The organism is Rhizobium sp. CSW-27 (assembly GCF_018760785.1).
Classification (GTDB): domain Bacteria; phylum Pseudomonadota; class Alphaproteobacteria; order Rhizobiales; family Rhizobiaceae; genus Neorhizobium.
On sequence record NZ_JAHHZO010000003.1, the window covers coordinates 380,613 to 405,050 of the forward strand.

The window sequence follows — 24,438 nt, forward strand, 5'->3', positions numbered from 1 at the left end:
GCTTGTTCATGACATACTCAAAGGTATTGAATCGTCGTCAGGTGCTGACCGGTGCGGCCGGGGCCGCCGCCATGGTGGCGCTGGGGCGCCCGGCGCGGGCCGAAACGGTGGTGCTTCGCTATAATCAGTGGTTCCCGACGGCGCACTGGTCGCAGTCCGGCGGTCTCTACAAATGGTTCGACAAGATCAAGGAGGTCACCGGCGGCCGGGTGGTTGTCGAACCCTCTGCAAAGCCGCTTGCACCGCCGAACCGCAATTATCAGGCGGTGGTCGATGGCATAGCCGATCTGGCCTGGGGGCCGCATGGTTATGCACCCGGCGTCTTTCCGCTGAGCGAGATGGTGGAACTGCCTTTCATTACCAAAAATGCTGGCATTTCCTCGTCGGCTTACTGGCGGCTCTGGAAGGAGAAGCTGGAACCCACCGGCATGCAGAACAATGTCGTGACGCTGGCCATGCATGTCACCGCGGGCGGCAACATCCATATGAACAACGGCATCATTCGCGCGGCCAGCGATCTGGCCGGAAAGAAGATGCGGGTTCCCACGCCCGTTGTCGGTCGCGTGCTGCAAAAAATGGGCGCGGTTCCCATCAACGGGTCGCTCGGCGAACTGCGCGAAATGATGTCGCGCGGCATCATCGACGGCACGGCCATCTCATCGGAACTGACGGTCGGCTTCAAGGTCGATAAATTCGTCAAGTCGGTCACGGAAGTCCCCGGAGGCATTTTCTCCAGTTCGGCCTTCATCATCGTTTCCAATGCAAAGTGGGCGCAGATTTCGGCCGCCGACCAGAAGGCCATCCTCGATATCTCGGGCGAGCCGCTGAGCCGCTACATGGGTGATCTCTGGCAGACCTTCGACGATGAGGCCAAGGCTGCCTTCCGTAAGGAACTGGGCAGCAACTACATCGATGCCTCCCCGGAGTTCATCAAGACACTTCAGACAGAGTTCGAAGGCGAGCAGAAAGCATGGCTGGATGTGGCCAGCGGCCTTGGCCTCGATGGCAAGGCGGCACTGGATTTCTATCAGGCGCAAATTGCAGCGTTGAGCAATTGAGGGGTGACCGGAATGCGTAACGCCTTCGCCGCCATTGCTGGCGGCTGTCGCATGGTGACACTGGCCAGCCTGTTGCTGCTGGTGGTGGTCACGGCCATCGATGTCGGCGGGCGGGTGCTGTTCGGCAGCCCGCTCGGCTTTGCCTACGAGCTGATCGGCGTGCTGCTCGGCCTGTCCGTCTATGCCGGACTGGTCGAGGCAAACCGGACACGACAGCATATCCGGATCGACCTCGCCGACGGCCTGCTTGCCCGTCACCCAAGGCTGGACCGGGCCGCGGACCGTCTGGTCTGGCTGTTGGAGTTCGGCTTTTCGCTGCTGCTTGCGGTGATGGTCGCGCGTCAGACCATCGTATTATACGGCTATCAGGAGAACTTCATGTTTCTGCCGATGCCGAAGTGGCTGCCGCTGGCAGTCGTCGGCGGCCTGCTGGTAACCTCTCTGGGGTCCTTCGCGGCGCATCTGGGCGGTGACGCCGTCACCGGAAAGGACGGCGCAACATGCTGATCACTCTCTTGAGCTTCATTGCACTGGCCGTTCTGCTTTTCCTGCGCACGCCGATTGCGGTTGCCACCGGCCTTGTCGGCGTTGCAGGGCTTGCCGTTCTGCAAGGCTGGACAGCGGCACTTTCACAGGTTGGCATCATCGCCACCGAGACAGTGTTGACCTACGAGTTTGCGGTCATCCCGCTCTTCATCGTCATGGGTGCCTTCATTGCTCGCTCCGGCATTGCGGAAGAACTGTTCAATGCCTGCTACGCGCTGGTCGGGCACTATCGCGGCGGGCTTGCTCTTTCCACCATCATCGCCTGTGGCGGTTTCGGTGCTGTCTCCGGCTCCAGCCTTGCAACCGCAGCCACCATGTCCGGGATCGCTTATCCGCAGATGAAGCGATACGGCTATGCCGATACACTTTCCACCGGCTCGATTGCCTCCGGCGGCACGCTGGGCATCCTTATTCCGCCCTCCATCGCGCTGGTGTTTTACGGCATCATGACGGAGACGGATATCGGCGAACTGTTCATGGCGGGCGTCGTGCCGGGGCTTGTCGGCATTCTGCTCTACTGCGCGGCCATTCTCTATGTCGTCTATCGCGATCCCTCGGCTGGTCCCGCAGGGGCCGGGCTGAGCTTCAGCCAGCGCCTGCGTGCGCTGGCCGGCATCTGGTCCACCGTCGCGCTGTTCGGTGTGGTCATGGGCGGCATCTATGCGGGTCTTTTCTCGCCGACGGAAAGTGCCGGTATCGGGGCGGCAGGTGCTCTCTTCATCGCCCTTTTGCGCGGCAAGGCCAGCTTCGAGATGGTCGCTGCGTCGCTGCGCGATGCGATGAACACCACCGTTTCGCTGATGATGATCCTGATCGGCTCCTTCATCTTCGCCAATCTGGTGAATGCCGCGCGCCTGCCGCAGGCTCTGGTTGGCTGGGTGGAAGGTCTGGGCGTCGCGCCGATCGTCGTCATCCTGCTGATCGTTGCCATCTATGTCATCCTCGGTTGCGTGCTGGAATCCATCTCCATGATGCTTTTGACGGTGCCGGTCTTCTATCCGCTGGTGGCAAGCCTTGGCTACGACCTCATCTGGTTCGGCATCGTCGTTGTGGTCGTGGTGGAAATCAGCCTGATTACACCGCCCGTCGGGCTCAACGTCTTCGTCCTCAAATCCGTGCTTCCAGAGGTGCGGCTGACGACGATCTTCCGCGGCGTCATGCCATTCGTGATGGCGGATTTCATCCGGGCGGGGCTCATCATCGGCCTGCCCTCCCTTTCACTCATGCTGCCGGCGCTGATGCGCTGAACAACGAGGAAAGCTCATGCTTGACAGAACCAACCACTCCCTGACCGTGATGGCCGCCGGCCATCGGACCAATGTGCACCGCCAGGGCACCGGACGCCCCGTCGCACTTCTCCATGGTTCCGGAGCCGGTGTCTCGGCCTGGGCCAACTGGCGCAAGGTCATCGCCCCGCTCTCGCAGGATTTCGATGTCGTTGCACCCGATATTGCAGGCTTTGGTGCCACAGAACTGAAGCCGGATACCCAATACAATATCATGCTGTGGGTCGAGCATTTCATCGGTATTCTCGATGCCCTGGAGATTGCGAAAATCTCGATCGTCGGCAATTCCTTCGGCGGTGCGCTCGGCCTGATGACGGCGATCAACCACCCGGAGCGGATCGACCGGCTGGTGCTGCTCGGCACCCCCTGCGGCCGGTTCCCCATGACCGACGGACTGAAGGCGCAGGGCGATTTCGACGGCACCATGGAGAGCCTTCGCCACGCGATGAGCTTTTTCCCCTATGACGCTTCGATCCTGACGGAAGACCTGATTGCCGCCCGCTTCGAGGCCGCCACGCGCGATGGCGCGCTGGAAGCCTTCCGCAAGCTGATGCCGCCGCCAAGCGGCGACAACCCGGAAGTGCGCGGCATTCCGGAAAAGCTGCTGCGCCAGGTGAAACACAAGACGCTGATCCTGCACGGCCGCGAGGACCGCGTGGTGCCCTATCAGCGGGCGCTCGACATGCATCAGTGGCTGGAGAACTCCGAACTGCATTCCTTCGGCAAATGCGGCCACTGGGTACAGATCGAGCGCGAGGCGGAATTCATGACATTGGTAACGGCATTCCTGGGAGGAGAGGCATGAGCCGTAATTCACTTGAAAAGGTCCTGTATGACCTGTCCACATCCGGCGCCAACAAGAAGGCCTTCAGCGCCGAGCCGGAAAAATTCCTGTCACGCTACCAGCTGACGGAGGAAGAACGGGCGCTGATTACCGGCTACAAGGTGCGCGAGATCGCCGATCGCGGCGTCAACACCATGCTGACCTGGGGCTTCTGGCTGCAAAGCGGCCGGGCCCAGCGTGACTACATGAAAATCATGAAGCGAGAGGAGGCTTGAGCCATGGCTGAGATCGTCGGCGGTTTCGTCGTTCCCCATAACCCGATCATGTTCTACGAACCGGATGCCCCCAGCGCCGCGCAAAAGCAGGTGGTGCTGGATGCCTATGCGGCAACGGCTGCCCGCATCGCGGAGCTGAAGGCAGACACGGCCATCATCATTGGCTGTGACCACTACATACTCTATGGTACTGAGTGCCTGCCGCGCTATGTCATTTCCACCGGTGAAATGGATGGTCCGGTGGATCAATTGCCGGGCCTCAAGCGCGCACCGATTGCCTGCCATGCGGAGCTAGGCACGCATATCTGCCGCGAAGGATTCGAGAGCGGCTTTGACTGGACCGTCGGGCGTGCCATGGCGGTGGATCATTCGGTGGCCATTCCGCATCATTACATGGTCAAGCCCAATGCCGGCATGAAGTCAGTCGCTGTCATGCTGGCCTGCGGCGTCGATCCCTATCTGCCGATGAAGCGGGCCTGGGAACTGGGCGAACAGATTGCCGCAGCCGTCAAAAGCTTCCCCGGCAATGAGCGCGTGGTCGTTATCGGTTCCGGTGGCATTTCGCATCACGTGGGCGATGAGCGTATGGGCGAGGTCAACCCGGATTTCGACGGGCGCGTTCTGGCCGCCATCACTTCCGGCGACAAGCAGGCCATGCTCGGCTTCACCGATGACATCATCCTTTCGGAAGGCGGCAATGGTGCCATGGAAATCCGCACCTTTGCCTGCGCCATGGCGGCGGTCGGTGCCGCCGGCGGCAAGGTTGTCGCCTATGAGCCGATCACCGAATGGGTGACCGGCATGGGCTTTGCCGAACTGAAGGCAGCTGCGTGATGATGGCGGATGCACTCGACATGGTCCGCATCTGCGACCTTTCCGAGATTGGCGAGGAGATCCTCAAGGTTTCGCTGGAGGGGCACAAGCCCCTCGGCGTCACCTGTCTCGATGGGATCTATTACGTGTTTCCTGACACTTGTCCGCACGCCAATGAATCGTTGTCGAAAGGCTGGATCGAGGATGGCCGCGTCGTCTGTCCCGTGCATTTCGCCGAATTCGAACTCGGCAATGGCGCGGTTCACAACGGCCCGTCCGGCTGCGCCAGGCTCACCTTCTACGAATGCGAAGCCCGCATCGACGGGCTCTACGCCAGACTGACGTCATGAAGCCGAAGGCTGCAAGCAAGGAGCCCATGCCATGTGTGAACACGATCAATGCACCAGCCATGCCGGCCAGAAGCCGGACATGCGCCCGGTTTATCCGAAGGCCGGCAGCTATCCGCACTTTGCCAAACTCGTCGATACGCAGAAGGCGCAGGTGGATCGCAAGGTCTTCCACGACCAGGAGATTTACGAGGCGGAGCTGCGCCAGATTTTCGGGCGCGCCTGGCTGTTTCTGGCGCATGAAAGCCAGATCCCGGAGCCGGGCGACTTCCTGCGCACCTATATGGGCGAGGATAATGTGATTGTGGTGCGTCAGCGCGACCGCTCCGTCAACGCCTTCCTGAATTCCTGCCCGCATCGCGGCAACCGGGTGTGCATGGTGGATGCCGGCAAGAAGGCGCGCGGCTTCATCTGCAACTATCACGGCTGGTCCTTCGGCATCGATGGCGGGCTGCGCGGCACCGATGGCAAGGTCTATGATTCTGATGCGACCTTCGACAAGGGAAGCATCGGCCTCACGCCGGTTGCCCAGATCGCCTCCTACAAGGGCCTGATCTTCGCCACCTTCGACCCTGATGCGCCGAGCCTGGAAGAGTTTCTTGGTGATTTCACCTGGTATCTCGATGTGATGCTCGACAATGACGAGGGCGGCACGGAATTCATTGGTGGGGCCATCAAGTCTGTCATCGACTGCAATTGGAAATTTCCGGCCGAGAACTTCGTCGGCGATATTCTGCACGCCTTCTGGACACACCAGTCCGGTGCGCAGGCCATTCTGGGCGGCGGCGTGGATCTCGGCGCGCGCTATGACGAGCTCGCCTTCCAGGCCTCCGTCTACGGCCACGGCATCGAGACCAATCTCGACAAGGTGGGCAATACCCGCACGCTCGGCTATCCGGAACTGGTGGATTACGTCTTCTCCCGCCAGAAGGCGATGGCCGACAGGTTGGGCGAGGTGCGCGCCCGCATGGTCGGTGCGGTGTCTTCTGCCACCGTCTTTCCCAATTTCTCCTTCCTGCCCGGTCAGGCGACCTTCCGTGTCTGGCACCCACGCGGGCCGGACAAGATAGAGCTGGTGGTCTGGACGCTCGTCAACAAGAACATGCCGGAGCACATCAAGGAGCTTTACCGCAAGGGCGTGATGATGACGTTTTCGCCCGCCGGTGTGTTCGAAATGGATGACGGCGAGAACTGGGAATATTCCACCCGCGTCAATCAGGGTTTCGTCACCCGCCAGCAGCCGTTGCACTATGCGCTGGGCGTCGGCACGCGCGATGACAGCCGCGACCTGCCGGGCATCATCCACAAGGGATCGCTGAACGACGCCAACCAGCGCCTCTTCTATACGCGCTGGGCTGAATTCATGCGTTTTGACAACTGGCACGACCTGCAGAACGGTGAAACCGCTCCGCCGCAGAGAATGGCCCAACGTCAGGCGGCGGAGTGAGACCATGCTGGATATTGCAAGACCTTTTTCCGATTTCACCCGCTATGCCGATGCAGACACCGAACGACAGGTGACGCGCTTCCTTTATGCGGAAGCCCGCACGCTGGACCGTGAAGCCTACGAGGAATGGCTGGATCGCTTCATCGACAAGGATATCCGCTACTGGATGCCGGACATGGAAACCCGCCGTCGCGACGACCGGCGCGGTGCGTTCTGTTATGGCGAGGCGGCCTATTTCGACGACAGCTGGGATGAGCTTCATGTCCGCGTGAAGCGTTACAACGAGCCCTCCGCCTGGGCGGATAATCCGGCCACGCGCCACGCCCATCTCATCAGCAATATCGAAGTGTTCGAGACGGATGATCCGCAATTGGTAGCCGTCTGCTCTGCCTTCACCAATGTGCGCAACCGCAACGAGACGGACCAGGACATCATCCACGGGCGGCGCGAAGACGTGCTTCGACGTCACGGTGACGGCTTCAAGCTTTCACGCCGGCGCATCTTCATCGTGCAGAACGTGCTTCTGTCGAAAAACCTCAACACCTTCCTGTGAGCGTATCATGACCCGAAGATTGGAAGGTTATGGAGCGATCGTCACCGGCGGTGGCAAGGGGATCGGCCGCGCCGTGGTTGACCGGTTCGTGGCGGAAGGTACGCGCGTCGGCGTGCTGCTGCGCTCGCAGGCTGACGCGGATTCCCTGAGAGAGCAACACGGCGACGCGGTTCTGCCGGTGCTGGGCGATGTGCGCAGCTGGGCGGATAATCAACGGCTGGTCACGCAAACCGTCGCAGCATTCGGCAGACTTGACGTGCTGGTGCCGAATGCCGGCGTCTATGATTTCTCCGACCGGTTCGAGACAATCGCGGGTGAGGATCTGGAAGCCCGCTTCCACGAACTCTTTTCCATCAACGTGCAGGGTTATCTGCTGGCGGTGCGGGCCGCGCTGGAGCCTCTGCGTGAAGCGCAAGGCTCGGTGATCTTCACGCTGTCCTCCTCCAGCTTCTATCCCGGCGGCGGCGGCGTGCTCTACGTATCATCGAAGCATGCGCTGGTCGGCACGGTGAAGCAGTTGGCTTTCGAGCTGGCCCCCGACATCCGCATCAATGCGGTTGCACCGGGCGGCACGCGCACCAATCTCGGCGGCCTGGATGCCGCCGGCGACGGCCGTTCGCTGGCCGATATTCCCGGCTTTGATGCCATGGTGGCCAAAACCGTGCCGCTCGGCTTCCTGTCCGAGCCGGAAGACCATGCGAGCCTCTATGTCACGCTCGCCTCCCGCACAGAATCCCGCTTCGTCACGGCCGAAATCATCCGCTCCGATGGCGGCTTGATGGTGCGCGGTGGTGGGCGCAAACGAAAGGAAACTGCATGACCTCGACACGAACGGTCATCACGGCTCTTCAGGGCCGCATGCGACTGCCAGTGATCACCGCCCCGATGTTTCTGGTCTCCGGGCCGGAGCTGGTGATTGCTGCCTGCAAGGCCGGCATCATGGGCGCCATGCCCGGACCCAATGCCCGCACCACGGCTGATCTGCGCCAATGGTTCGAAACGATCACCGCCTCGGTCGGACCGGAAGATGGCCCCTGGGCCTTCAACATGATCACCCATACGAGCTATGGCCGCTTCGATGAGGAGATCGCGCTCGTCGAGGAGTTCCGGCCGAACATCGTCATCACCGCGCTTGGCGGACCGCATCGCGTGACTGAGACGGTGCATGGCTATGGTGGGCTGGTGTTTGCCGATGTCAACTCGCCCACCTATGCTCGCAAGGCGGTCGAAAAGGGGGCCGACGGCCTCGTGCTGGTCTGCTCCGGGGCCGGCGGTCACACCGGTGAATACGCCATGCTGCCCTTCATCGATGAGGTCCGCAGCTTCTTTGATGGCCCACTGATCGTCGGCGGCGGCATCTCGACTGGGCAGGCGGTGCGCGCGGTGGAAAATCTCGGCGTCGACTTTGCCTATGTCGGAACACGCTTCCTGGCGGCGCGCGAAACCATGATTTCCGACGAATACCGCCAGATGGTCGTGGACAGCCGGATGGAAGACCTGATTGCCTCACGCGCCATCACCGGTGCGCTGGGCAACTGGATGAAGGCAAGCGTTGCCCGCGCCGGCATTGCCCTCGATGACATGAAAACTGAAACGAAGATCGATTTTTCCGGCGACATGCATTCCGGCTCGAAGGCCTGGAAACATGTGTGGAGCGCCGGCCAGGGCGTCGGCGTCATCGAGCATGTCGAAACCGTCTCCGACATCGTGGACCACTTGGCGACAGGCTATCTCGCAGCCGTCGATGGCGAGCGCCATCGCACCCGATTTGCCGAGAAGAACAGGCAGAGGAAAGCAGCATGACCATCTATCAGGAAGCCGCCGATCGCATCTGGCAGGCGCGCCAAACCGGCATCCCTTGCGCTCCCATCCGGGACCTCCTGGGCGAAAGCGATGTCGCCGGGGCCTATCGGGTTCAGGAAATCAACACGCTGCGCCGCTTGCAGGAAAGCCGTATCGTCGGCGCCAAGATCGGCCTCACCTCCAGGGTGGTACAGAAGCAGCTTGGCGTACATCAGCCGGATTACGGTCTGTTGTTTGCCGATATGGACGTGCTGAATGGCGGCACCGTTGCCTGGGGCGAACTTCACCAGCCGAAGGTGGAGGCGGAAATCGCCTTCATCATGGCGCGCGACGTGCTCGACGCGGATGCCTCGTCAGGCGAGGTGCTGGCGGCGATCGACTATGTTGTCCCGGCGCTCGAAATCGTCGGCTCGCGCATTGCCGGCTGGGATATCCGCATCACCGATACGGTGGCCGATAATGCCTCCTCCTCGCATTTCGTGCTCGGTCCTTCGGCCCGGCGTGTGAATGAGGTGGACATGCTGAATTGCGCCATGACGCTTTGCTTGAACGGCGAAGAAAAATCGAGCGGCAAGGGTCGCGCCTGCCTTGGCTCGCCTCTTTCCGCCCTCACCTGGCTGGCACGCACCATGGCAGCTCAGGGGCGTCCGCTGAAGGCGGGCCAGGTGGTGCTGTCGGGGGCTCTTGGGCCGATGGTGCCGGTCAATCCGGGTGACCAATGCACCGCGCATATCGAAGGGCTTGGTGAAATCAGCGTGGAATTCGGGGAGAAGTCGGCATGAGCAAGGTCAAATGCGCCATCATCGGCTCCGGCAATATCGGCACGGACCTGATGATCAAGATCATGCGCCTGTCCAAGGTGCTGGAATGCGCCGCCCTCGTCGGCATCGATGCCGCCTCCGACGGTCTGGCGCGCGCGCAGCGTCTGGGCGTCGCGGTGACCCATGAAGGACTGGATGGGCTGCGCGCGCTGCCCGGCTACAAGGATATCGCCATCGTCTTCGACGCCACTTCAGCCGGTGCGCACAAGCGCCACAGCGAGGTGCTGATTGCCGATGGCAAGCAGGTGATCGATCTGACACCCGCCGCCATCGGTCCCTACACCATTCCACCCGTCAATCTGGATGCCAATCTCGATGCGCCGAATGTCAATATGGTCACCTGCGGCGGGCAAGCGACGATCCCGATCGTGGCGGCCATTTCAAAGGTCACGAAAGTGCATTGGGGCGAAATCGTCGCCTCCATCGCCTCGAAATCCGCCGGACCCGGCACGCGCGCCAATATCGACGAATTCACAGAAACGACGGCTGCCGCCATCGAGCAGGTCGGCGGCGCCGAAAAAGGCAAGGCAATCATCATTCTCAATCCGGCGGAGCCACCGCTCATCATGCGCGATACGGTGATCTGCCTGACCGATGACGCGGATCGTGATGCTATACGTGCCTCCATCCTTTCCATGGTGGATCAGGTCAGATCCTATGTTCCGGGCTACCGCCTGAAGCAGGAGGTGCAGTTCGAGCGGATCGGCGGCAATGCACCTTTGTGGATCCCGGAGCTTGGCCGTCATGTCGACGGATTGAAAGTGACCGTGTTCCTCGAAGTGGAGGGTGCCGCCCACTACCTGCCGGCCTATGCCGGCAATCTCGACATCATGACGTCTGCGGCACTCAAGACCGCGGAGCGCATCGCAATCCTGCGCAACTGGTTCAAGGAGGCCGCGTGATGGCAAAGCTCTTCATTCACGACGTGACGCTGCGCGATGGCATGCATGCCATCCGTCACCAATACGATCTTGGCCATATCCGTGACATTGCGCAGGCGCTGGACGAGGCGGGCGTCGATGCGATTTCGGTCGCCCATGGCGACGGGTTGACCGGTTCGACCATGACCTATGGCTTCGGGCGCCATACCGACAGCCAGTGGATCGCCGAGGCTGCCAAGGTGATCAAGCGGGCAAAGCTTGCGACGCTGCTGCTGCCCGGCATCGGCACGATCCATGATCTGAAGAAGGCACATGATCTGGGTGTCACCTCCGTGCGGATCGCCACCCATTCCACCGAAGCCGATGTGTCCGCCCAGCATATCGCAGCCGCCCGTGAGATGGGCATGGATGTTGTCGGCTTCCTGATGATGTCGCACATGACGGCACCCGAAGTTCTGGCCGGTGAGGCACTGAAGATGGAAAGCTACGGTGCCCATTGTGTCTATGTCACAGATTCGGGCGGTGCCATGACCATGCGCGATTATGCCGCCCGGGTTACGGCGCTGCGCGAGGTTCTGAAACCGGAGACGGAGATCGGCGTTCACGCGCACCAGAACCTGTCGCTGGCAGTGGCCAATTCGATCACGGCGATCGAGCATGGGGCAACCCGCGTGGATTGCTCGCTGGCGGGCATGGGGGCTGGTGCCGGCAATACCCCGATCGAGGCCTTCGTGGCGGTTGCCAACAAACTTGGCATGCAGCACGGCTGCGACCTCTTCAAGCTTCAGGATGCCGCCGACAATCTGGTGCGCCCGCTCCAGGACCGCCCGGTCCAGGTGGACCGCCAGACGCTGTCTCTGGGCTATGCCGGTGTCTATTCCAGTTTCCTGCGCCATGCGGAAAAGGCCTCTGCCGATTATGGCGTGGATGCCCGCGACATCCTGATGGAGCTGGGCCGCCGCCGCATGGTGGGCGGCCAGGAAGACATGATCGTGGATGTGGCGCTCGATCTGGCCCGCGCCTCGGCATGATGCATGGCCCCGCCCGGGCAGAAAGCCCGGGCGGGACATAGGTCAGCGGTTGGATTGCTCTTCGGGAGCGCTCAGGATCTGCATCGCCTTTTCAACGAATTCCTTGTCACTCAAAGGCTTCAGCGTCTTATGCAGAATGGAATCGCCCATCATCAGGCAATAGGCGAGATAAGCGCGGGTCCGGGCTTCGGCCTGCGAAAAACCCTCGGCGCGAAAAAGCTCGGCGAAGTATTCCAGGCGAATATGATCGACTTCCTCGACAGCTTCACGCGGCAGGTCCACGCGACGCCCCCAATCGCGAATGCTCATTTCCACCTGAGCAAAGGCTGGCGAACGCGGCATGCGCGGCAGCGCCATCAGGCTGCGCAGGCGGGAAAAGCCCGACTCGTTGATGCGCGATATGTTCTGGATCACGTTCAGCGTCATGCGGCGCTGCCAGCTCTTCAGCATGGCTGCAAGCAGGTCCGCCCGCGTCTTGAAGTGCCAGTAGAAGCTGCCCTTCGTCACACCCAGCTTCTGGCAAAGCGTATCGATGCGGATGCCGCGTACGTTTTCCCGAACGAGAATATCCGTTGCCGCCTCCACCCAGTCACTTTCGGTCAAGGGGCTGTCCTTCAGCCTTCGCGTCCGGCTGCGGGCGGTATTGGCAGGCGGGGCATCAGCGGCATGGCGGGGGGTGTCTTCAAGCGTACCGGATTGCTTGTCTGGGGCGCCTTCACTCACGGCAGAACCTTCATTTGAAATTTCAGCATTCCAAACCTTACGGTATGGATCAATGATATGCGAGGGACTATGACGGAAAAAAACGTGGTTATCGTCGGCGGCGGTCAGGCGGCGGCGGTCTGCGCAATGGCCTTGCGGGAAAAGGAGTTTGCGGGTCGGATCATCATCATAGGAGATGAGCCGCACGCCCCCTATGAACGGCCGGAGCTTTCCAAGAAGCTTGTCAGCGGCGAATGCAGCCTCGAAACCGTCACCATACTGGATGACATCCGCGCCGAGAAACACGGGATCCGGCTGCTGACCGGTTGCGCCGTGCAAGGCATTGACCGAGCCGCCCGAACGGTGCGGACACAAGCGGGAGAATTCGCCTATGACCGGCTTGTGCTGGCGACCGGTGGCCGCGCACGACATCTGGAGCAGGCGGCGGCAACAGGTCTGCCCGTTCTCACCATCCGGACAGCTGCGGATGCTGCGCGGCTGCGGCAGCATTTGGAGCCAGGCCGGCATGTGGCCGTGATCGGCGGCGGATGGCTGGGCCTGGAAGTTGCCGCCAGTTGCCGTCAGGCCGGCTTGCAGGTCGACGTTCTGGAGGCATCGGCGCGTCTTTGCAGCCGCGTGGCTCCCCCTGCCCTGTCGCAGGCCCTGGAAACCTTGCATACGCAAAACGGTGTGCGTCTTCATTGCAATGCGGCCATCGCTTTTCATCCGGGCGGGCTTGTCGTCACCGGGAACACGGAAATCCGGCCGGATTTTCTGGTAACCGCCATCGGCATGGACGCCAATGATGAACTGGCCGCGAGCGCAGGTCTGGCAACAGAACGCGGCATCCTGGTCGATAACCTGTTCCAGACCGAAGATCCCCATATTCTGGCGATTGGCGATTGCGCGGCGCAGCGCGTGCCGGAAGGCGGCACCGTACGTCTGGAATCCTGGCAGAACGCCAATCATTCGGCCCTTGTTGCCGCCTGCCGGATCGCAGGCATAACGCCACCGACAGCCGAGGCACCCTGGTTCTGGTCCGATCAGTTCGGCAAGCGGCTTCAGATGGTCGGCGATCTGCTTGCCGCCGATGACATCGTCGAGCGGGTGACGGGACCGGACGAGCGCATGGGCTTCCATCTGCGGGACGGGATTGTCACGGGTCTTTGGGCACTGGGTTGCGTGCGCGACTTTGCCCAGGCGAGGCGCTGGCTTGCACAGCAGACACGGATTTCCGCCGCGCGACTGTGCGATGCCGGACTGCCATTGAAGGCAGCACTTGCTGCGTAACGACCGGTTCGTCCGTGCGACAGGGGATACGAACCGTAAGTCACGATGCCTGCGACCTCGTCGTCGCCGCGTGTCGGAGAACCGAACCATTTCGAATGTCCTTGCACCAAGCCGGGCCTGGCGTTTCGCCACCGTCTGCACTCTATTTCGAATGCGGGCGGATCATGTTTCGAAGATCGACAAGGCGTTCAAGCGTTTGGAGCGTCGGCTCGGGTTGTGTTGCGCAATAGGCGATGTGCAGCAACTCGATCGCGAAGACGGAGGGGGCATGCAGGGCGACCAGTTCCTTCTTGCTGCGCGGCAGCACCAGCACCTCCGTTGCGTGACCGCGCAGCGGCGTGTCGCTTTTTCCAAGCACCATCATGATGGGGACCTCAAGCCGTTCCGCTTCGGCAATGGCGGCCATTGCCTCCCGGTGAGCCCTGCCGTGCAGAAGCATGACCAGCACGTGTCCCTTGCGCATGGCAAGAATCTGTTCCGCAAGCGCGATGCCGGTTGCATTCAGCGAATAGCTTGGCAATCCGGAGCGCGAAAACAGGCGTGCACCGTAATCCGCGATGATGCCCGATGCCCCGATACCGAAGACGCCCAGTCCTTCGGCGGCCCCCAGATGTTGCGCGATGGCCGCAATGGCACGCCGGTTCTCCGCAGAGGACAGCGCATCCACGGTCGTCGATGTCGCATGGAGCACGAAGTCCAGCGCCTTGTTGACGTGGCCGTCCACATCGCGAAGCGTTGCCGCCATCTTCTCGATGGGCGAATCCGTTTCGCCGAGCCAGGCTTCCAGAACATCCTTCAGTTCGCGCAGCCCGCTGAAGCCCAGTGACTGGATGGCGCGAATAACGGTTGCGTCCGACGCCCCGGTCTCGAAGCCGATCTCGAGTGCGGAAAGTCCGAGGACCCGGTGTCGGTGGGCGTCGATGAACTCGACAACCTTCAGGAGGCTGGGAGACAGGCGCGCGCGGCGCTTTGCAAGCTGGTCTCCGAAGCGGTCCTTGAAGCGAACGGGTCTTTCCTGCGATGACATGGGACGATCCGGTCTTTCACCGCTCCTGCGTTTCACTGTGGCCCGTCATCTAGAACAGACCGCAAAGCCAAGACAAGAGCGAGGTCCGGCAGCCGCTTTCGCCCTGCGCCGTTATCTCGCCGGGATGGCGAGGCCGGTTGGCTCCGGCGCCGTTCGATAGCCCGGCGGCCTTGGGCCAAGCGCCGTCTGCACGATGGCGACCATGCGCGACAGGGCCGCATAGGAGTTCGAAATCGCCTCTTCGCGGGGGATCAGGATATAACGCCCATTGCGGCAGGCGGACAGAAACCTGCAAAAGCCCGGCACCATTCTTTCCATGGCTGCAATCTCTGCCCTGGCGCCCTGTTTGCGGTCGGAGCGGTAGGGGTCAAAAATCACATCGGCATCGAGATCCGGCAGTCGCTCGGTGCTGACGACAATGCTCTGGCCTTCAGGAATGTCATCGATCAGCGGCGGGAAGCGGAAGCCGGCATCGCGCAGCACCTGCCCGATCGCGCGGTAGCTCTGGTAGACATTGAGCTTGCCGCGGAGGGGCTGGAAAACGGAAACCACGTGCTTTTCCGGCTGTACCTCTGCCTTCATCAGGGCGAGCTGCGCGCGGTAACGGCTGTCCAGCCGCTTGAATTCGGCTTCTTTTCCGGTGGCAGCGGCAAGCAGGGCATAGACATGCGGCGCGCCGAGATCGGAATTGATGACAATGGTCGGCGCGAGTTTTTCAAGCTTCTCCACCGGCGTCGCACGGGAAATCTCCGTGACAATCAGATCCGGCTTCAGCGCGGCAACGGCCTCCAGATCGATCTCGGCGGCACCGATGAAGGCAATGTCGCTGTTGTCGAAATCGATTCCCGTCAGGAGTTTCGACGAGCGCAGATAGGGCTTGCCATCGCCGGCAAGCCGCCCGTGGCTGGCAATCGGCATGGCACCGAGTTCGATGAGCGGGATCGTGACGTCGATGTCATAATCCGAGACGATCCTTTCCGCAGGGCGCGTCAGCGTCACCGTGCGCCCGCGGTCGTCGACGATCGTCACTGCCCTTGCGACAGCCGGCGCCATCACCAATGCGGCAAGGATCAACGTAAGGAGGCCGGATCGTATCACAATGTCATATCCTGTTTCGACGAAGCCAGAGGAGAAGGATCAGCACCGGCGCGCCAATCGCTGCCAGAGAAATGCCGACCGGCAGGCGGATGGGGGCGAAGGCGACGTTGCCGGCAAGATCGGCAACCATGACCAGCAGCGCCCCGATAAGTGTGGCACAGATCAATCGACCCGCCAGACCCTGCCTTGGCAGGAAACGAGCCATGTGTGGCGCAACCAGGCCGACAAAGCCGAGCCCGCCCGCGACCGACACGCTGGTTGCCACCAGAAGAACGGCTATTGCAAGGCATGCAACATGCAGCCGTGTCTGATTGATCCCAAGCGCAGACGCGGTGGCCGCCCCGAGGTCCAGAAGCTCTGCCTGCCGGGCAAGGCCAAGGCATGCGATGGCTGTCGGAACGAACACGACCAGGGCAAGGCGCACGGCCGGCCAATCCGCTCCTTCCAGGCTCCCCGCAAGCCACATCATCGCGCGTTGAAGGCTGCGGATATCGGCAGATGCCAGCAGGATGACGAGCGCCGAGGAGAGGCACCAGGAGATGCCAAAGCCGATCATCACGAATTTGAGGGGACTTGCACCACGCGCCAGAAGGCCGACCACCAGCCCGGCAAGCAGGCCGCCGGCAAGGCCAACGACCGGCCGCAATGCGAGCGGCGCCTGCGGCCATGCGAGAATGAGGGCGACGATCAGGAGGGCTGCCGCCGATCGCACGCCGATGAGGCCGGGATCGGCAAGACCGTTGCGCGTCACATGCTGTGTCAAGGCGCCGGACAGCGCCAGCATGGCGCCACTCAGCATGGATAGGCACAGGCGTGGCGCGCGCAGGCTTCCAAGGATGATGCTGTCGGTATCGTTGACCTGCTCCAGCCGCAGCCAGGCAAGAATCGTGGCAAGCGGGATCGGGCGACTGCCGAGCGAGAGGCCGAGCCAGACGACGAGAAGCAGGTAGGATGCAAGGAGAAGGTTCGCCGCAAGCCCCCGAACGGCAAGGCGGGTGGAAAACGGACCGAGGCGCAGGGCAAGGCGTCGTGCATTCCTTGCGGGCGGGGGCATAAGGAAGCGGCTCATGTGAGCCTCCTTGCCACCAGCCAGATGAAAACGGGGGCGCCGGCAAGTCCGGTCAAGGCCCCGGTCGGCAGTTCGGTCGGCGCAAGAAGTCCGAGGGCCAGAATGTCTGCCGCAAGCAGGATCGCGGCTCCTGAACCGGCAACCAGCAGGAAGGCCCCCAATGAGGGACGCTGATGCAGGCGGGGCCAGAGGGCCGGCGCCATCAGGCCGACGAAGCCGATCGGGCCGACAAGGGAAACGGCGGAGCCGCACAGCAACGCCGTCACGACGAGCGCAGCGATGCGAGTTCTGTGCACCGATGCGCCGAGCGCGACGGAAATGCTCTCGCCAAGGCTGAACGTGGCAAGCTGCGGCATCAGCAGGCAGCCCGCCACAAGCCCGAGTGCGACGGCCGGCAAGATCGACCAGACGGCGGCGGCGCCACCGCCGGCAGCGTCTCCCACCAGCCAGAAACGCAACTGCTCCAGCGTGTCCTCGTTGAGGATGAGGATTGCGGAGACAAGCGCACTGGCAAGTGCGGAAAGCGCAATCCCGAAGAAGACCATCCTGACGGGGTCGAACCTGCCTGATCCTAGCGCAGACAGGGCGAGGACAAGACCGAACAGGCCGGCTGCGCCGAGGCTTGCGGCAAACGGCATCAGGATGTCAGGCAGCACGACCGGTTGGTAGGTGGTCACCAGCACCACGGCAAGGCTTGCTCCGGCATTGAGGCCGAGAACATGCGGCTCCGCCAGACGATTGCGCATCGCCACCTGCAGCAGAAAGCCTGCCGCCCCGAACGCTGCTCCCCCAACGATACAGGCGCTTGCGCGCGGCAGTCTGAGGGACAGGATCACGAAATGGTCGAACGCGTCGCGATCAGGGGAAAGGACGGCATCGAGCATGACAGTGGCCGGAATGGGACGCGCACCCTGCTGGATGTGGAGGATGGCCAGCACCGCCAGGACGGACAGCATCAGCAACAAAGCGTGCCTTTCGCGGCTATGACCGGCGCTGCTCATGGCGGTCATGGCCGGGCTTCCGGCTGCCGCGATGCGCAGGGCAGAAAAACCGGCAGCCCGCTTTGCGGGTGCTTCAGGCTAACCACCGGCATCTCGAACACCTCTTCTATGATCCGGCCGTCGCATTGCGACGGGTGCGTCAGGACGTGGCGGATCCTGCCCTCCTTCAAGAAAACCAGCCGGTCGGCATATTGAAGCGCCATGTTTAGGTCGTGCAGGACACAGACCACCGTACGACGGTGACGGCGAACCAGATCGCGCAGCAGATCGAGAATGGCGACCTGATGGGCGGCATCGAGAAAGGTGGTCGGTTCATCGAGCAAAAGCAGCGGGGTTTCCTGAGCAAGCACCATGGCAATCCAGGCCCGCTGCCTTTGCCCGCCGGACAGGGTTTCCACCGGCCGGTCGGCCAGATCGGCGAGAGCGGCAAGGGCGAGCGCTTCGCCAACGGCCGCTTCATCCTGGCGGCTCCACTGGCTGAAAAAGCCCTGATGGGGAAAACGGCCACGGGCAACCAGGTCGAACACGCTGAGGCCTTCCGGAACGGGCGGCTGCTGCGGCAACAGGCCCAGCACGCGCGCCACATGGCGGGTGGGAAACGTTGCGAGGTCGGAACCGTCGAGACGCACACTTCCGCCAAGCGCCGGCAGCAGGCGGGCAAAACCCGCGAGAAGCGTCGATTTTCCAGAGCCGTTGGGGCCCAGAAGGGCCGTCATGCAGCCTTCGAAAATATCAAGTTCGATATCCTGGACCACAGCCTGCCCGCCATGTCCGACGGAAAGCGCTTCTGCCGTAAGCCTGCTTCTGGTCGGTGGATCGGCGGATCTGCTGGTCATGCTCGAAATATGCTCGCGTTGCGGAAGCGGGTTTGTCTGCATAGCTGAATGTAGTAGTCAACTATAAGCGCCCCTACTTTTTGTGTCGGTGCCCATCATCGCCGGCCCGTACTGCCGCGAGCCCGCCCTTTCGATGCGAGGCTGGAAGTGTCGCCTGCCGCGCCCTGCATCCCGTCCTGCAATCGTCTGCCCTGCCCGCCTCCGATTAAGTCTTTTGTTATCATTAGGAAAATCTGTAAATCTGGCCAGTCATCGCACCAGTCTATTCGACAGATCGGGCGCTTTGCCGCCGCCATGCTCGCCTCGCCGTTTCCCCCGGTCGTCGCACACAAAAACTTGACTACTACATTCCACTATCGAATGACCGGCCAGCCCAATTCAAACCACACGTAACTTTTGATGAGAATGCGCAACCATATCGCCCTGCTTTGCACGACACTGTCGCTTGGCCTCACCTTCAATACGTTCGGCCCTGGCGCCCTGGCGCAGGACGGTGCAGCGCTTCAGCTGGACCCGATCCTCATCAATGGCGAGAATGACAACGGAAAGGCGGCATACAAGACCTCCCGCACCGCAACCGCAACCCGCACGCAGACGCCGGTCAAGGACATACCGCAGGCGGTGACTACGGTTGCCCCGCAAGTCATCAAGGACAAGGCGGCCAACAACCTGGACGACGCACTGTCGGATGTCAGCGGCATCACCCAGGGAAACACCATTGCCGGCGCCAACGACGCCATCATCCGCCGCGGATTCGGCGAAAGCCGGGATGGTTCCATCCTGACCGACGGCCTCAACACGGCCCTGCCCCGCAGCTTCAACGCCACGACAGACTATGTCGACGTGCTAAAGGGGCCGGCCTCCACGCTCTACGGCGTGCTTGATCCGGGCGGTATGATCAATGTGGTCACGAAGAAGCCGCAGGACAGCTTTGCCGCCGAAGCCTGGACGAAATTCTCCGCCTATGGCGCCGGGCAATATTCCAAGAAGGCGGGCTTCGACATCACGGGGCCGATCACGGATACCGATCTTTCCTACCGCCTGATCGTCGAGGGCGAGGATGGCGATTACTGGCGCAATTTCGGCAAGAACCGCAACTGGCTCGTCGCACCATCGCTGTCATGGGAAGGCGAGGACACAAAGATCGGCATATCCTACACGCATCAGCACTACCTCAATCCGTATGATCGCGGCACTGTTTACGACACCGCCAACCGGCAGTTCCTCGACATCAGCCGCCGGCAGCGCCTGGACGAAGACTGGTCGGAGGTGGATGGCGATTCCGATCTGTTCAAGCTGTCGCTGGACCGTGAGCTTGGCGACGACTGGAACCTGGCGCTGAACTACGGCTGGGGCAAGGACAGCTTTTCCGCAGACCAGACACGTGCCACCGCCTACAACGCAACGACCGGCGTGCTGACCCGCCGCTCGGACGTGCGCGGCTATTACGATACCACAGTCCACTCGCTGCGGGCGGACCTGACGGGTAGCGAGGAACTTTTCGGCTTCAATAACGAGTTCCTGTTCGGCGCGGCCGTGCGGGACGAGCGCATCTCCCGCGCGGCCCTGCAGCAGTGCAATGCCGGCAACCGTTTCAATGTCAATCAGCCCGTCTACGACGCCATATCGCCCTGCATCTACAATGCGGCGGCCTCGACGCGGGAATATCAGCGCATGCGGACGCAGTCCCTCTACGCCCAGGACCGCATCCATCTTTCGGACGACTGGATCGCCGTTGCCGGCCTGCGCCTTGAACACTATGACGTCGTGGCCGGCAGCGGCAGCACGGTCAACAGCGATACCGACGGGCTGGCGCTGATCCCTAATGCCGGTCTGGTCTGGTCCCTGAGCCCTGAAGCGTCGCTCTACGCCAATGTGGCACGGACCTTCAGGCCCAACAGCTCGATCAACAGCGCCTATGGCAGTCTCGATCCGGAAAAGGGCATTTCCTATGAAATCGGCTCGAAGGTGGATTTCAACAGCTGGCTGAGTGGAACGCTGGCGGTTTACTACGCCGAAAAGAAGAACGTCGCCTATTCGGAAACAGTGAATGGTACGACGGTTTATCGCACCGCCGGGCTGGTCCGCTCCAAGGGCATCGAGCTTGATCTCGCCGGCCAGCTGACGGACGACGTACAACTGGTCGCAAGCTATGGCCTGACCGATGCAGAGGTGATGGACGATCCCGATTACGCCGGCAACAGCTTAGCAAACGTCGCAAGCAACACGGCCGCCCTGCGTCTGGCCTATGATTACGGCGCGGTGTTCGGCGGCCGGGGCAGCCTGCGGTTCGGCGGCGCCCTGCGCGCCGTCGGCCAGCGGGCCGGCGATGCCGCCAACAGCTTCTACCTGCCCGGATACGGCGTCGTCGACCTGTTTGCCACCTATCGGATCGAACGAGACCACCCGGTCGAGATCCAGCTGAACCTCAACAACATCTTCGACAAGACGTATTACACCTCCTCGATCGGCAATTCGGCCTATGGTGTTGCCGTTGGCCAGCCGTTCAATGCAAGCCTGACGGTGCGGGTGGCCTTCTGAGGCAGGGGAAGCGGAGGTTCGGCGGTGGAAGGCCGCCGTGCGGAGCATCCTGGTTTGCGCGCATGCATTGAGGTTGAAGAGCCCCCAGTCTGGCATCATTTGCTGGAGCCGAGGATGAAAGTCGATGATGTCACTGACAGGTTCGTTTCAGGCCCTGGAGGCCTTTGGACGCGACAGCCTCAAGATCGAAGGCCGGTCGCGCCTGCCATCGGACAATTGTCACTCCGACCTCGCCGATCCCGGCCGGTGGCCGAAAAAGAAGCCTGTTGAACACATCCCTCAGGCGCCCTGGCATCGCCATTAGCAGAGCCAGGAAGAAGACCTTCATGGCCAACGCCGCCGAGAAACGCCGATACCTCTTCTACCCGGGCAGTTTCACCACCGCACAACGATGGAGCACGACGGCTCCTGCCGCTGCTAGACGGTCGGCACCGTCCCGCCGTCGATGACATATTCGACGCCGGAGATCGTTCCGGCCCTGTCGGAAGCGAGGAAGGCGATGAGACTGGCAATTTCATCCGGCCTGGAGGGACGCCCGATCGGGATCCCGCCGAGTGAGTCCATGATCAGTCTCTTGCCGCCTTCTAGATCCGTACCCGCCTCCTTCGCCAGCCGCTCGGCCAGATGCAGCGAGGATTCCGTCAGGATCCAGCCAGGCGAGACGCGCAGGACGCGAATGCCCTTCGGCGAAACCTCCTTGGACAGGCTCTTGCTGTACGTGGACAGCGCGGCCTTGGCGGCTGCATAGGCGGTCGTGGCCTCCGGCAGCGGCAGCAAGCGCTGGATCGACGAGACATGGATGACGACGCCGCGGCCCCGGGCGACCATGTCCGGCACCAGCAAACGGTCGAGGCGGACGGCCGGAAACAGGTTCAGGTCCAGTTCCTTGCGCCATTCGTCATCGCTCAGCGCCTGGAAGCCGCCGGCGGGTGCCGAAGATCCGCCAAGCATGTGGACAACAATGTCGATGCCGCCGAGACGTTCCCGCACCGCATCCGCCACGGATAGGCATCCGGCTTGCGTGGTGAGGTCGGCTGCAACAAACTCGCTGTGCGCAAGGTCTTCGGGCCGCGAGCGTGCGGTTGTCAGCACCGTTGCTCCCAGTTGCCGCAAAAGATCAACGGTTGCCGCGCCGGCACCCTTCGTGCCGGCGGTAACGAGTGCGCGCTTGCCCTTCAGGTCGATGAAGTTTGCCATCAGCCGATCTCCAGTCTCGCAATCTTTTCCGCCTCGAGATGAAAACGATAGGTGAGAATAATCGGGCTGCCGGGAAAGCGGCCGGTCACGCGCGCCCGCACGATATATCCCCCATCGGCCTCCTCGGCATCCAGGGGCTCGCTCGTATGCCCGTACCTGTTCTTCGCCGCCGCGCTCCAGGCGATAATGGCGTCGATCCCCTCATGCCTCGTTTTCTCGTCCGAGACCACGGCATCGGCCGCAAACAAGGCGGAGAGGTTATGGGACTGGTCCTGATTGTCGGCTGCGAAATAGCTCTCGATGACGGCGGGTATCTTCATGTTCTTCTCCATCGGCTGTGTGATAGCCGTAGACTTAGCGCGCCGGATAATCCTAAATAAGCCACTCAATTCGGGATGAAATAATGAAGAAATCAGGATAATGGATATGGCAGGCCTGCAGGAACTCGGCGCTGTCCTTGCCATCGCGCGGCGCGGAACGTTCCGGGCGGCGGCCATCGACATGAGCATGTCCACCACCGCGCTCAGCCATATGATCGCGCGGCTCGAAAGTCATCTCGGCGTGCGCCTCTTCAACCGGACGACGCGAAGCGTGTCGCTGACGGATGCTGGAAGGCTGTTCGTGGAGCGGGTCGGACCAGCATTGCAGGATATTCACGGTGCGCTTGATGCCGTGCGCTCCCAGCGGGACAAACCGACCGGCATGATCCGCATCAACGCCGCCCCCTTCGCCGCCCGGCAGATCATTTCGCCGCTGATCGCCACCTTCATGGGCCGCTATCCCGAGGTTCACGTGGATCTCGCGACCGAGGCACGGCTGGTGGATATCGTGGCAGAGGGCTTCGATCTCGGGGTCCGGGTGGCCGCGCTCGTGCCGAGCGACATGATCGCCTTGCCGCTCGGCCGCCCGCAGCGCTACGCCATCGTTGCTTCGGCCGACTATCTGGAGAAAAACGGCAGGCCTGAAGGGCCTTCCGACCTTCTGGGGCATCGGTGCTTACGCGTCCGGCTGCCCGACGGATCCCTGTTGCGCTGGCGCTTCGAGAAGGAGGGTCAGTCCGTGGAACTGGATGTACCCGGCAGTGTGACGCTGGACGAGACAGGCGTCGCCCGTGCGGCGGCCCTGGAAGGCATCGGCATTGGCTGCTTCATGGAAGAAAGCATTGCGGAGGATGTGAAGGCCGGACGACTGGTGCGCCTGCTGGAAGACTGGACCCACGCCTTCGGGGAACTCTGCCTGTATTATCCCGGGCGCCGAAATCTCTCAGCTGCCATGCAGGCCTTCCTTGAAACGGCCCGCGAGCTGGCAAGGGACAGACCCTGAGAGCAGGACAAGCATCCTTGTGAACAGCAGAAGGTCCCGGACCAGTCGAGCGTCTGCGGCGGCCTTTGTGCCGGGTCGGCTCAGCACTGCCTCGCCCCCTGGCGCAGACATGATTGACCAAGGCCCGAAGCCTGATCGGCATTATCGGCGAATGCCGATCCCGCCCATGAAGACGCCCACCAGGTGAGCAATATGGGCTTGCGGTGCGGTGTCCTTCTCCGTAGCGAGCGAAATTGCGGTCGCGATGCAGACGATGTCGTCAAAGCTGATATCGGACCGAATGACGCCCGCCTGCTGTCCACGCTGCAGCAGCCGGACGCCTTCCTCGCTGGTTGCGACACATCCCGGCGTTCCGATCTGCAAGACGGTTCCGAGCGACGCCGCAACGCCGCGATACATGTTCGTGTACTCGACGAGTTCCTGAAGATAGAGCCGCAAGGCTTTCAGCGGATCAACCTCCTCTCCTCTGTTCCGGGAGGCTTCGGCAAACCTCAGGAAACGGGCGCTGTATGCCGCAGCGAGCAGGTCTTCCCGTGTCGGAAAGCGACGGTAGAGCGTGCCGATGCCAACACCAGCGCGCTTGGCAACGTCGTCCAGCGAGACGCGAGCACCGCGCTCCAGAAAGACTTCTTCGGCAGCAGCAAGAATCTGATCCCGGTTTCGCTGCGCGTCAGCCCGCAGTGGAATGTCGTCGACCAAAATTTTCGCC

The 24,438-nt window shown here is 62.1% G+C and carries 27 protein-coding genes; 18 read left to right on the top strand and 9 right to left on the bottom strand.

Annotation, left to right across the window (positions count from 1 at the left end; genetic code table 11):
• The first annotated feature begins 8 nt into the window (after positions 1-8).
• The 14 genes from KLP42_RS08395 to dmpG are packed head-to-tail and all read left to right on the top strand — an operon-like array spanning position 9 to position 11,645.
• On the top strand, positions 9-1,058 hold the full coding sequence (locus KLP42_RS08395) for a TRAP transporter substrate-binding protein (RefSeq protein ID WP_215565754.1): 1,050 nt from the start codon (positions 9-11) through the stop codon (positions 1,056-1,058).
• A 12-nt stretch (positions 1,059-1,070) separates the two neighbouring features.
• The gene (locus tag KLP42_RS08400; RefSeq protein ID WP_215565755.1) at positions 1,071-1,565 is read left to right on the top strand and encodes a TRAP transporter small permease; all 495 of its coding nucleotides are present in this window, start codon (positions 1,071-1,073) and stop codon (positions 1,563-1,565) included.
• A complete protein-coding gene (locus tag KLP42_RS08405) occupies positions 1,559-2,851 on the top strand; it encodes a TRAP transporter large permease (protein ID WP_215565756.1) in 1,293 nt (430 codons plus the stop codon). Before KLP42_RS08400 ends, KLP42_RS08405 begins: the two co-directional genes overlap by 7 nt.
• A 16-nt stretch (positions 2,852-2,867) precedes the next feature.
• Positions 2,868-3,695 carry an alpha/beta fold hydrolase gene (locus tag KLP42_RS08410; RefSeq protein WP_215565757.1) on the top strand — a complete coding sequence of 276 codons (828 nt, stop codon included), beginning with the start codon at positions 2,868-2,870 and terminating at the stop codon, positions 3,693-3,695.
• The gene (locus KLP42_RS08415; RefSeq protein WP_215565758.1) at positions 3,692-3,949 is read left to right on the top strand and encodes a hypothetical protein; all 258 of its coding nucleotides are present in this window, start codon (positions 3,692-3,694) and stop codon (positions 3,947-3,949) included. Before KLP42_RS08410 ends, KLP42_RS08415 begins: the two co-directional genes overlap by 4 nt.
• A gap of 3 nt (positions 3,950-3,952) precedes the next feature.
• Positions 3,953-4,783 (top strand): DODA-type extradiol aromatic ring-opening family dioxygenase, encoded by an 831-nt coding sequence (locus tag KLP42_RS08420; protein ID WP_215565759.1) that lies wholly within the window; start codon positions 3,953-3,955, stop codon positions 4,781-4,783.
• Positions 4,783-5,112, top strand: coding sequence for a Rieske (2Fe-2S) protein (locus tag KLP42_RS08425; protein WP_215565760.1), 330 nt, complete (start codon positions 4,783-4,785; stop codon positions 5,110-5,112). The genes KLP42_RS08420 and KLP42_RS08425 overlap by 1 nt, the downstream gene beginning before the upstream one ends.
• A 31-nt stretch (positions 5,113-5,143) precedes the next feature.
• Positions 5,144-6,556, top strand: coding sequence for an aromatic ring-hydroxylating oxygenase subunit alpha (locus tag KLP42_RS08430; RefSeq protein ID WP_215565761.1), 1,413 nt, complete (start codon positions 5,144-5,146; stop codon positions 6,554-6,556).
• A 4-nt stretch (positions 6,557-6,560) separates the two neighbouring features.
• Positions 6,561-7,109: a 3-phenylpropionate/cinnamic acid dioxygenase subunit beta gene (locus tag KLP42_RS08435; protein ID WP_215565762.1), complete on the top strand. Its 549-nt coding sequence runs from the start codon at positions 6,561-6,563 to the stop codon at positions 7,107-7,109.
• Positions 7,110-7,116: 7 nt separating this feature from the next.
• Positions 7,117-7,929, top strand: coding sequence for a 3-(cis-5,6-dihydroxycyclohexa-1,3-dien-1-yl)propanoate dehydrogenase (gene hcaB / locus KLP42_RS08440; RefSeq protein WP_215565763.1), 813 nt, complete (start codon positions 7,117-7,119; stop codon positions 7,927-7,929).
• A complete protein-coding gene (locus tag KLP42_RS08445) occupies positions 7,926-8,912 on the top strand; it encodes an NAD(P)H-dependent flavin oxidoreductase (protein WP_215565764.1) in 987 nt (328 codons plus the stop codon). Before hcaB ends, KLP42_RS08445 begins: the two co-directional genes overlap by 4 nt.
• Positions 8,909-9,694 (top strand): 2-keto-4-pentenoate hydratase, encoded by a 786-nt coding sequence (locus KLP42_RS08450; RefSeq protein ID WP_215565765.1) that lies wholly within the window; start codon positions 8,909-8,911, stop codon positions 9,692-9,694. The genes KLP42_RS08445 and KLP42_RS08450 overlap by 4 nt, the downstream gene beginning before the upstream one ends.
• Positions 9,691-10,635, top strand: a complete 945-nt coding sequence (locus KLP42_RS08455; RefSeq protein ID WP_215565766.1) for an acetaldehyde dehydrogenase (acetylating) — start codon at positions 9,691-9,693, stop codon at positions 10,633-10,635. The genes KLP42_RS08450 and KLP42_RS08455 overlap by 4 nt, the downstream gene beginning before the upstream one ends.
• Entirely contained in the window at positions 10,635-11,645 is a 1,011-nt protein-coding gene (gene dmpG, locus KLP42_RS08460) for a 4-hydroxy-2-oxovalerate aldolase (RefSeq protein ID WP_215565767.1), read from the top strand. The genes KLP42_RS08455 and dmpG overlap by 1 nt, the downstream gene beginning before the upstream one ends.
• Before the next feature lie 42 nt (positions 11,646-11,687).
• Here the strand turns inward: dmpG and KLP42_RS27255 are convergent, their stop codons facing one another.
• Positions 11,688-12,554, bottom strand: a complete 867-nt coding sequence (locus tag KLP42_RS27255) for a TetR/AcrR family transcriptional regulator (protein WP_353844839.1) — start codon at positions 12,552-12,554, stop codon at positions 11,688-11,690.
• On the opposite strand from KLP42_RS27255, the gene KLP42_RS08470 reads away from it, so the two are divergent.
• Complete coding sequence (locus tag KLP42_RS08470) at positions 12,495-13,637, top strand: NAD(P)/FAD-dependent oxidoreductase (protein ID WP_252192880.1); 1,143 nt, start codon at positions 12,495-12,497, stop codon at positions 13,635-13,637. The two genes, KLP42_RS27255 and KLP42_RS08470, sit on opposite strands and share 60 nt — an antisense overlap.
• A gap of 142 nt (positions 13,638-13,779) precedes the next feature.
• Here KLP42_RS08470 and KLP42_RS08475 read toward each other — a convergent pair whose 3' ends face one another.
• From KLP42_RS08475 to KLP42_RS08495, 5 genes are all read right to left on the bottom strand, one after another.
• The gene (locus KLP42_RS08475; protein WP_215565770.1) at positions 13,780-14,664 is read right to left on the bottom strand and encodes a MurR/RpiR family transcriptional regulator; all 885 of its coding nucleotides are present in this window, start codon (positions 14,662-14,664) and stop codon (positions 13,780-13,782) included.
• Positions 14,665-14,775: 111 nt separating this feature from the next.
• Entirely contained in the window at positions 14,776-15,762 is a 987-nt protein-coding gene (locus KLP42_RS08480) for an ABC transporter substrate-binding protein (protein ID WP_502941279.1), read from the bottom strand.
• Positions 15,763-15,766: 4 nt separating this feature from the next.
• The gene (locus KLP42_RS08485) at positions 15,767-16,831 is read right to left on the bottom strand and encodes a FecCD family ABC transporter permease (protein ID WP_215565771.1); all 1,065 of its coding nucleotides are present in this window, start codon (positions 16,829-16,831) and stop codon (positions 15,767-15,769) included.
• Entirely contained in the window at positions 16,828-17,841 is a 1,014-nt protein-coding gene (locus KLP42_RS08490) for a FecCD family ABC transporter permease (RefSeq protein WP_215565772.1), read from the bottom strand. Before KLP42_RS08490 ends, KLP42_RS08485 begins: the two co-directional genes overlap by 4 nt.
• Complete coding sequence (locus KLP42_RS08495) at positions 17,838-18,668, bottom strand: ABC transporter ATP-binding protein (RefSeq protein ID WP_215565773.1); 831 nt, start codon at positions 18,666-18,668, stop codon at positions 17,838-17,840. The genes KLP42_RS08490 and KLP42_RS08495 overlap by 4 nt, the downstream gene beginning before the upstream one ends.
• A gap of 399 nt (positions 18,669-19,067) precedes the next feature.
• Between KLP42_RS08495 and KLP42_RS08500 the strand changes: the two genes are divergently transcribed.
• Positions 19,068-21,209, top strand: coding sequence for a TonB-dependent siderophore receptor (locus tag KLP42_RS08500; RefSeq protein ID WP_215565774.1), 2,142 nt, complete (start codon positions 19,068-19,070; stop codon positions 21,207-21,209).
• A 124-nt stretch (positions 21,210-21,333) separates the two neighbouring features.
• A complete protein-coding gene (locus KLP42_RS08505; RefSeq protein ID WP_215565775.1) occupies positions 21,334-21,513 on the top strand; it encodes a hypothetical protein in 180 nt (59 codons plus the stop codon).
• Between the two features lie 113 nt (positions 21,514-21,626).
• Here KLP42_RS08505 and KLP42_RS08510 read toward each other — a convergent pair whose 3' ends face one another.
• Complete coding sequence (locus KLP42_RS08510) at positions 21,627-22,406, bottom strand: SDR family oxidoreductase (RefSeq protein ID WP_215565776.1); 780 nt, start codon at positions 22,404-22,406, stop codon at positions 21,627-21,629.
• Positions 22,406-22,738 (bottom strand): nuclear transport factor 2 family protein, encoded by a 333-nt coding sequence (locus KLP42_RS08515; protein ID WP_215565777.1) that lies wholly within the window; start codon positions 22,736-22,738, stop codon positions 22,406-22,408. The genes KLP42_RS08510 and KLP42_RS08515 overlap by 1 nt, the downstream gene beginning before the upstream one ends.
• Positions 22,739-22,826: 88 nt before the next feature.
• Between KLP42_RS08515 and KLP42_RS08520 the strand changes: the two genes are divergently transcribed.
• Complete coding sequence (locus KLP42_RS08520) at positions 22,827-23,729, top strand: LysR family transcriptional regulator (RefSeq protein ID WP_215565778.1); 903 nt, start codon at positions 22,827-22,829, stop codon at positions 23,727-23,729.
• A gap of 141 nt (positions 23,730-23,870) precedes the next feature.
• Here the strand turns inward: KLP42_RS08520 and KLP42_RS08525 are convergent, their stop codons facing one another.
• Entirely contained in the window at positions 23,871-24,428 is a 558-nt protein-coding gene (locus tag KLP42_RS08525; protein ID WP_215565779.1) for a TetR/AcrR family transcriptional regulator, read from the bottom strand.
• Positions 24,429-24,438: the final 10 nt, after the last annotated feature.

Coding starts and splice junctions, on each gene's coding strand:
- KLP42_RS08395 (WP_215565754.1), top strand. CDS start 9: ATGACATACTCAAAGGTATTGAATCGTCGTCAGGTGCTGACCGGTGCG.
- KLP42_RS08400 (WP_215565755.1), top strand. CDS start 1,071: ATGCGTAACGCCTTCGCCGCCATTGCTGGCGGCTGTCGCATGGTGACA.
- KLP42_RS08405 (WP_215565756.1), top strand. CDS start 1,559: ATGCTGATCACTCTCTTGAGCTTCATTGCACTGGCCGTTCTGCTTTTC.
- KLP42_RS08410 (WP_215565757.1), top strand. CDS start 2,868: ATGCTTGACAGAACCAACCACTCCCTGACCGTGATGGCCGCCGGCCAT.
- KLP42_RS08415 (WP_215565758.1), top strand. CDS start 3,692: ATGAGCCGTAATTCACTTGAAAAGGTCCTGTATGACCTGTCCACATCC.
- KLP42_RS08420 (WP_215565759.1), top strand. CDS start 3,953: ATGGCTGAGATCGTCGGCGGTTTCGTCGTTCCCCATAACCCGATCATG.
- KLP42_RS08425 (WP_215565760.1), top strand. CDS start 4,783: ATGATGGCGGATGCACTCGACATGGTCCGCATCTGCGACCTTTCCGAG.
- KLP42_RS08430 (WP_215565761.1), top strand. CDS start 5,144: ATGTGTGAACACGATCAATGCACCAGCCATGCCGGCCAGAAGCCGGAC.
- KLP42_RS08435 (WP_215565762.1), top strand. CDS start 6,561: ATGCTGGATATTGCAAGACCTTTTTCCGATTTCACCCGCTATGCCGAT.
- hcaB (WP_215565763.1), top strand. CDS start 7,117: ATGACCCGAAGATTGGAAGGTTATGGAGCGATCGTCACCGGCGGTGGC.
- KLP42_RS08445 (WP_215565764.1), top strand. CDS start 7,926: ATGACCTCGACACGAACGGTCATCACGGCTCTTCAGGGCCGCATGCGA.
- KLP42_RS08450 (WP_215565765.1), top strand. CDS start 8,909: ATGACCATCTATCAGGAAGCCGCCGATCGCATCTGGCAGGCGCGCCAA.
- KLP42_RS08455 (WP_215565766.1), top strand. CDS start 9,691: ATGAGCAAGGTCAAATGCGCCATCATCGGCTCCGGCAATATCGGCACG.
- dmpG (WP_215565767.1), top strand. CDS start 10,635: ATGGCAAAGCTCTTCATTCACGACGTGACGCTGCGCGATGGCATGCAT.
- KLP42_RS08470 (WP_252192880.1), top strand. CDS start 12,495: ATGGCCTTGCGGGAAAAGGAGTTTGCGGGTCGGATCATCATCATAGGA.
- KLP42_RS08475 (WP_215565770.1), bottom strand. CDS start 14,664: ATGTCATCGCAGGAAAGACCCGTTCGCTTCAAGGACCGCTTCGGAGAC.
- KLP42_RS08485 (WP_215565771.1), bottom strand. CDS start 16,831: ATGAGCCGCTTCCTTATGCCCCCGCCCGCAAGGAATGCACGACGCCTT.
- KLP42_RS08490 (WP_215565772.1), bottom strand. CDS start 17,841: ATGACCGCCATGAGCAGCGCCGGTCATAGCCGCGAAAGGCACGCTTTG.
- KLP42_RS08495 (WP_215565773.1), bottom strand. CDS start 18,668: ATGACCAGCAGATCCGCCGATCCACCGACCAGAAGCAGGCTTACGGCA.
- KLP42_RS08500 (WP_215565774.1), top strand. CDS start 19,068: ATGAGAATGCGCAACCATATCGCCCTGCTTTGCACGACACTGTCGCTT.
- KLP42_RS08505 (WP_215565775.1), top strand. CDS start 21,334: ATGATGTCACTGACAGGTTCGTTTCAGGCCCTGGAGGCCTTTGGACGC.
- KLP42_RS08510 (WP_215565776.1), bottom strand. CDS start 22,406: ATGGCAAACTTCATCGACCTGAAGGGCAAGCGCGCACTCGTTACCGCC.
- KLP42_RS08515 (WP_215565777.1), bottom strand. CDS start 22,738: ATGGAGAAGAACATGAAGATACCCGCCGTCATCGAGAGCTATTTCGCA.
- KLP42_RS08520 (WP_215565778.1), top strand. CDS start 22,827: ATGGATATGGCAGGCCTGCAGGAACTCGGCGCTGTCCTTGCCATCGCG.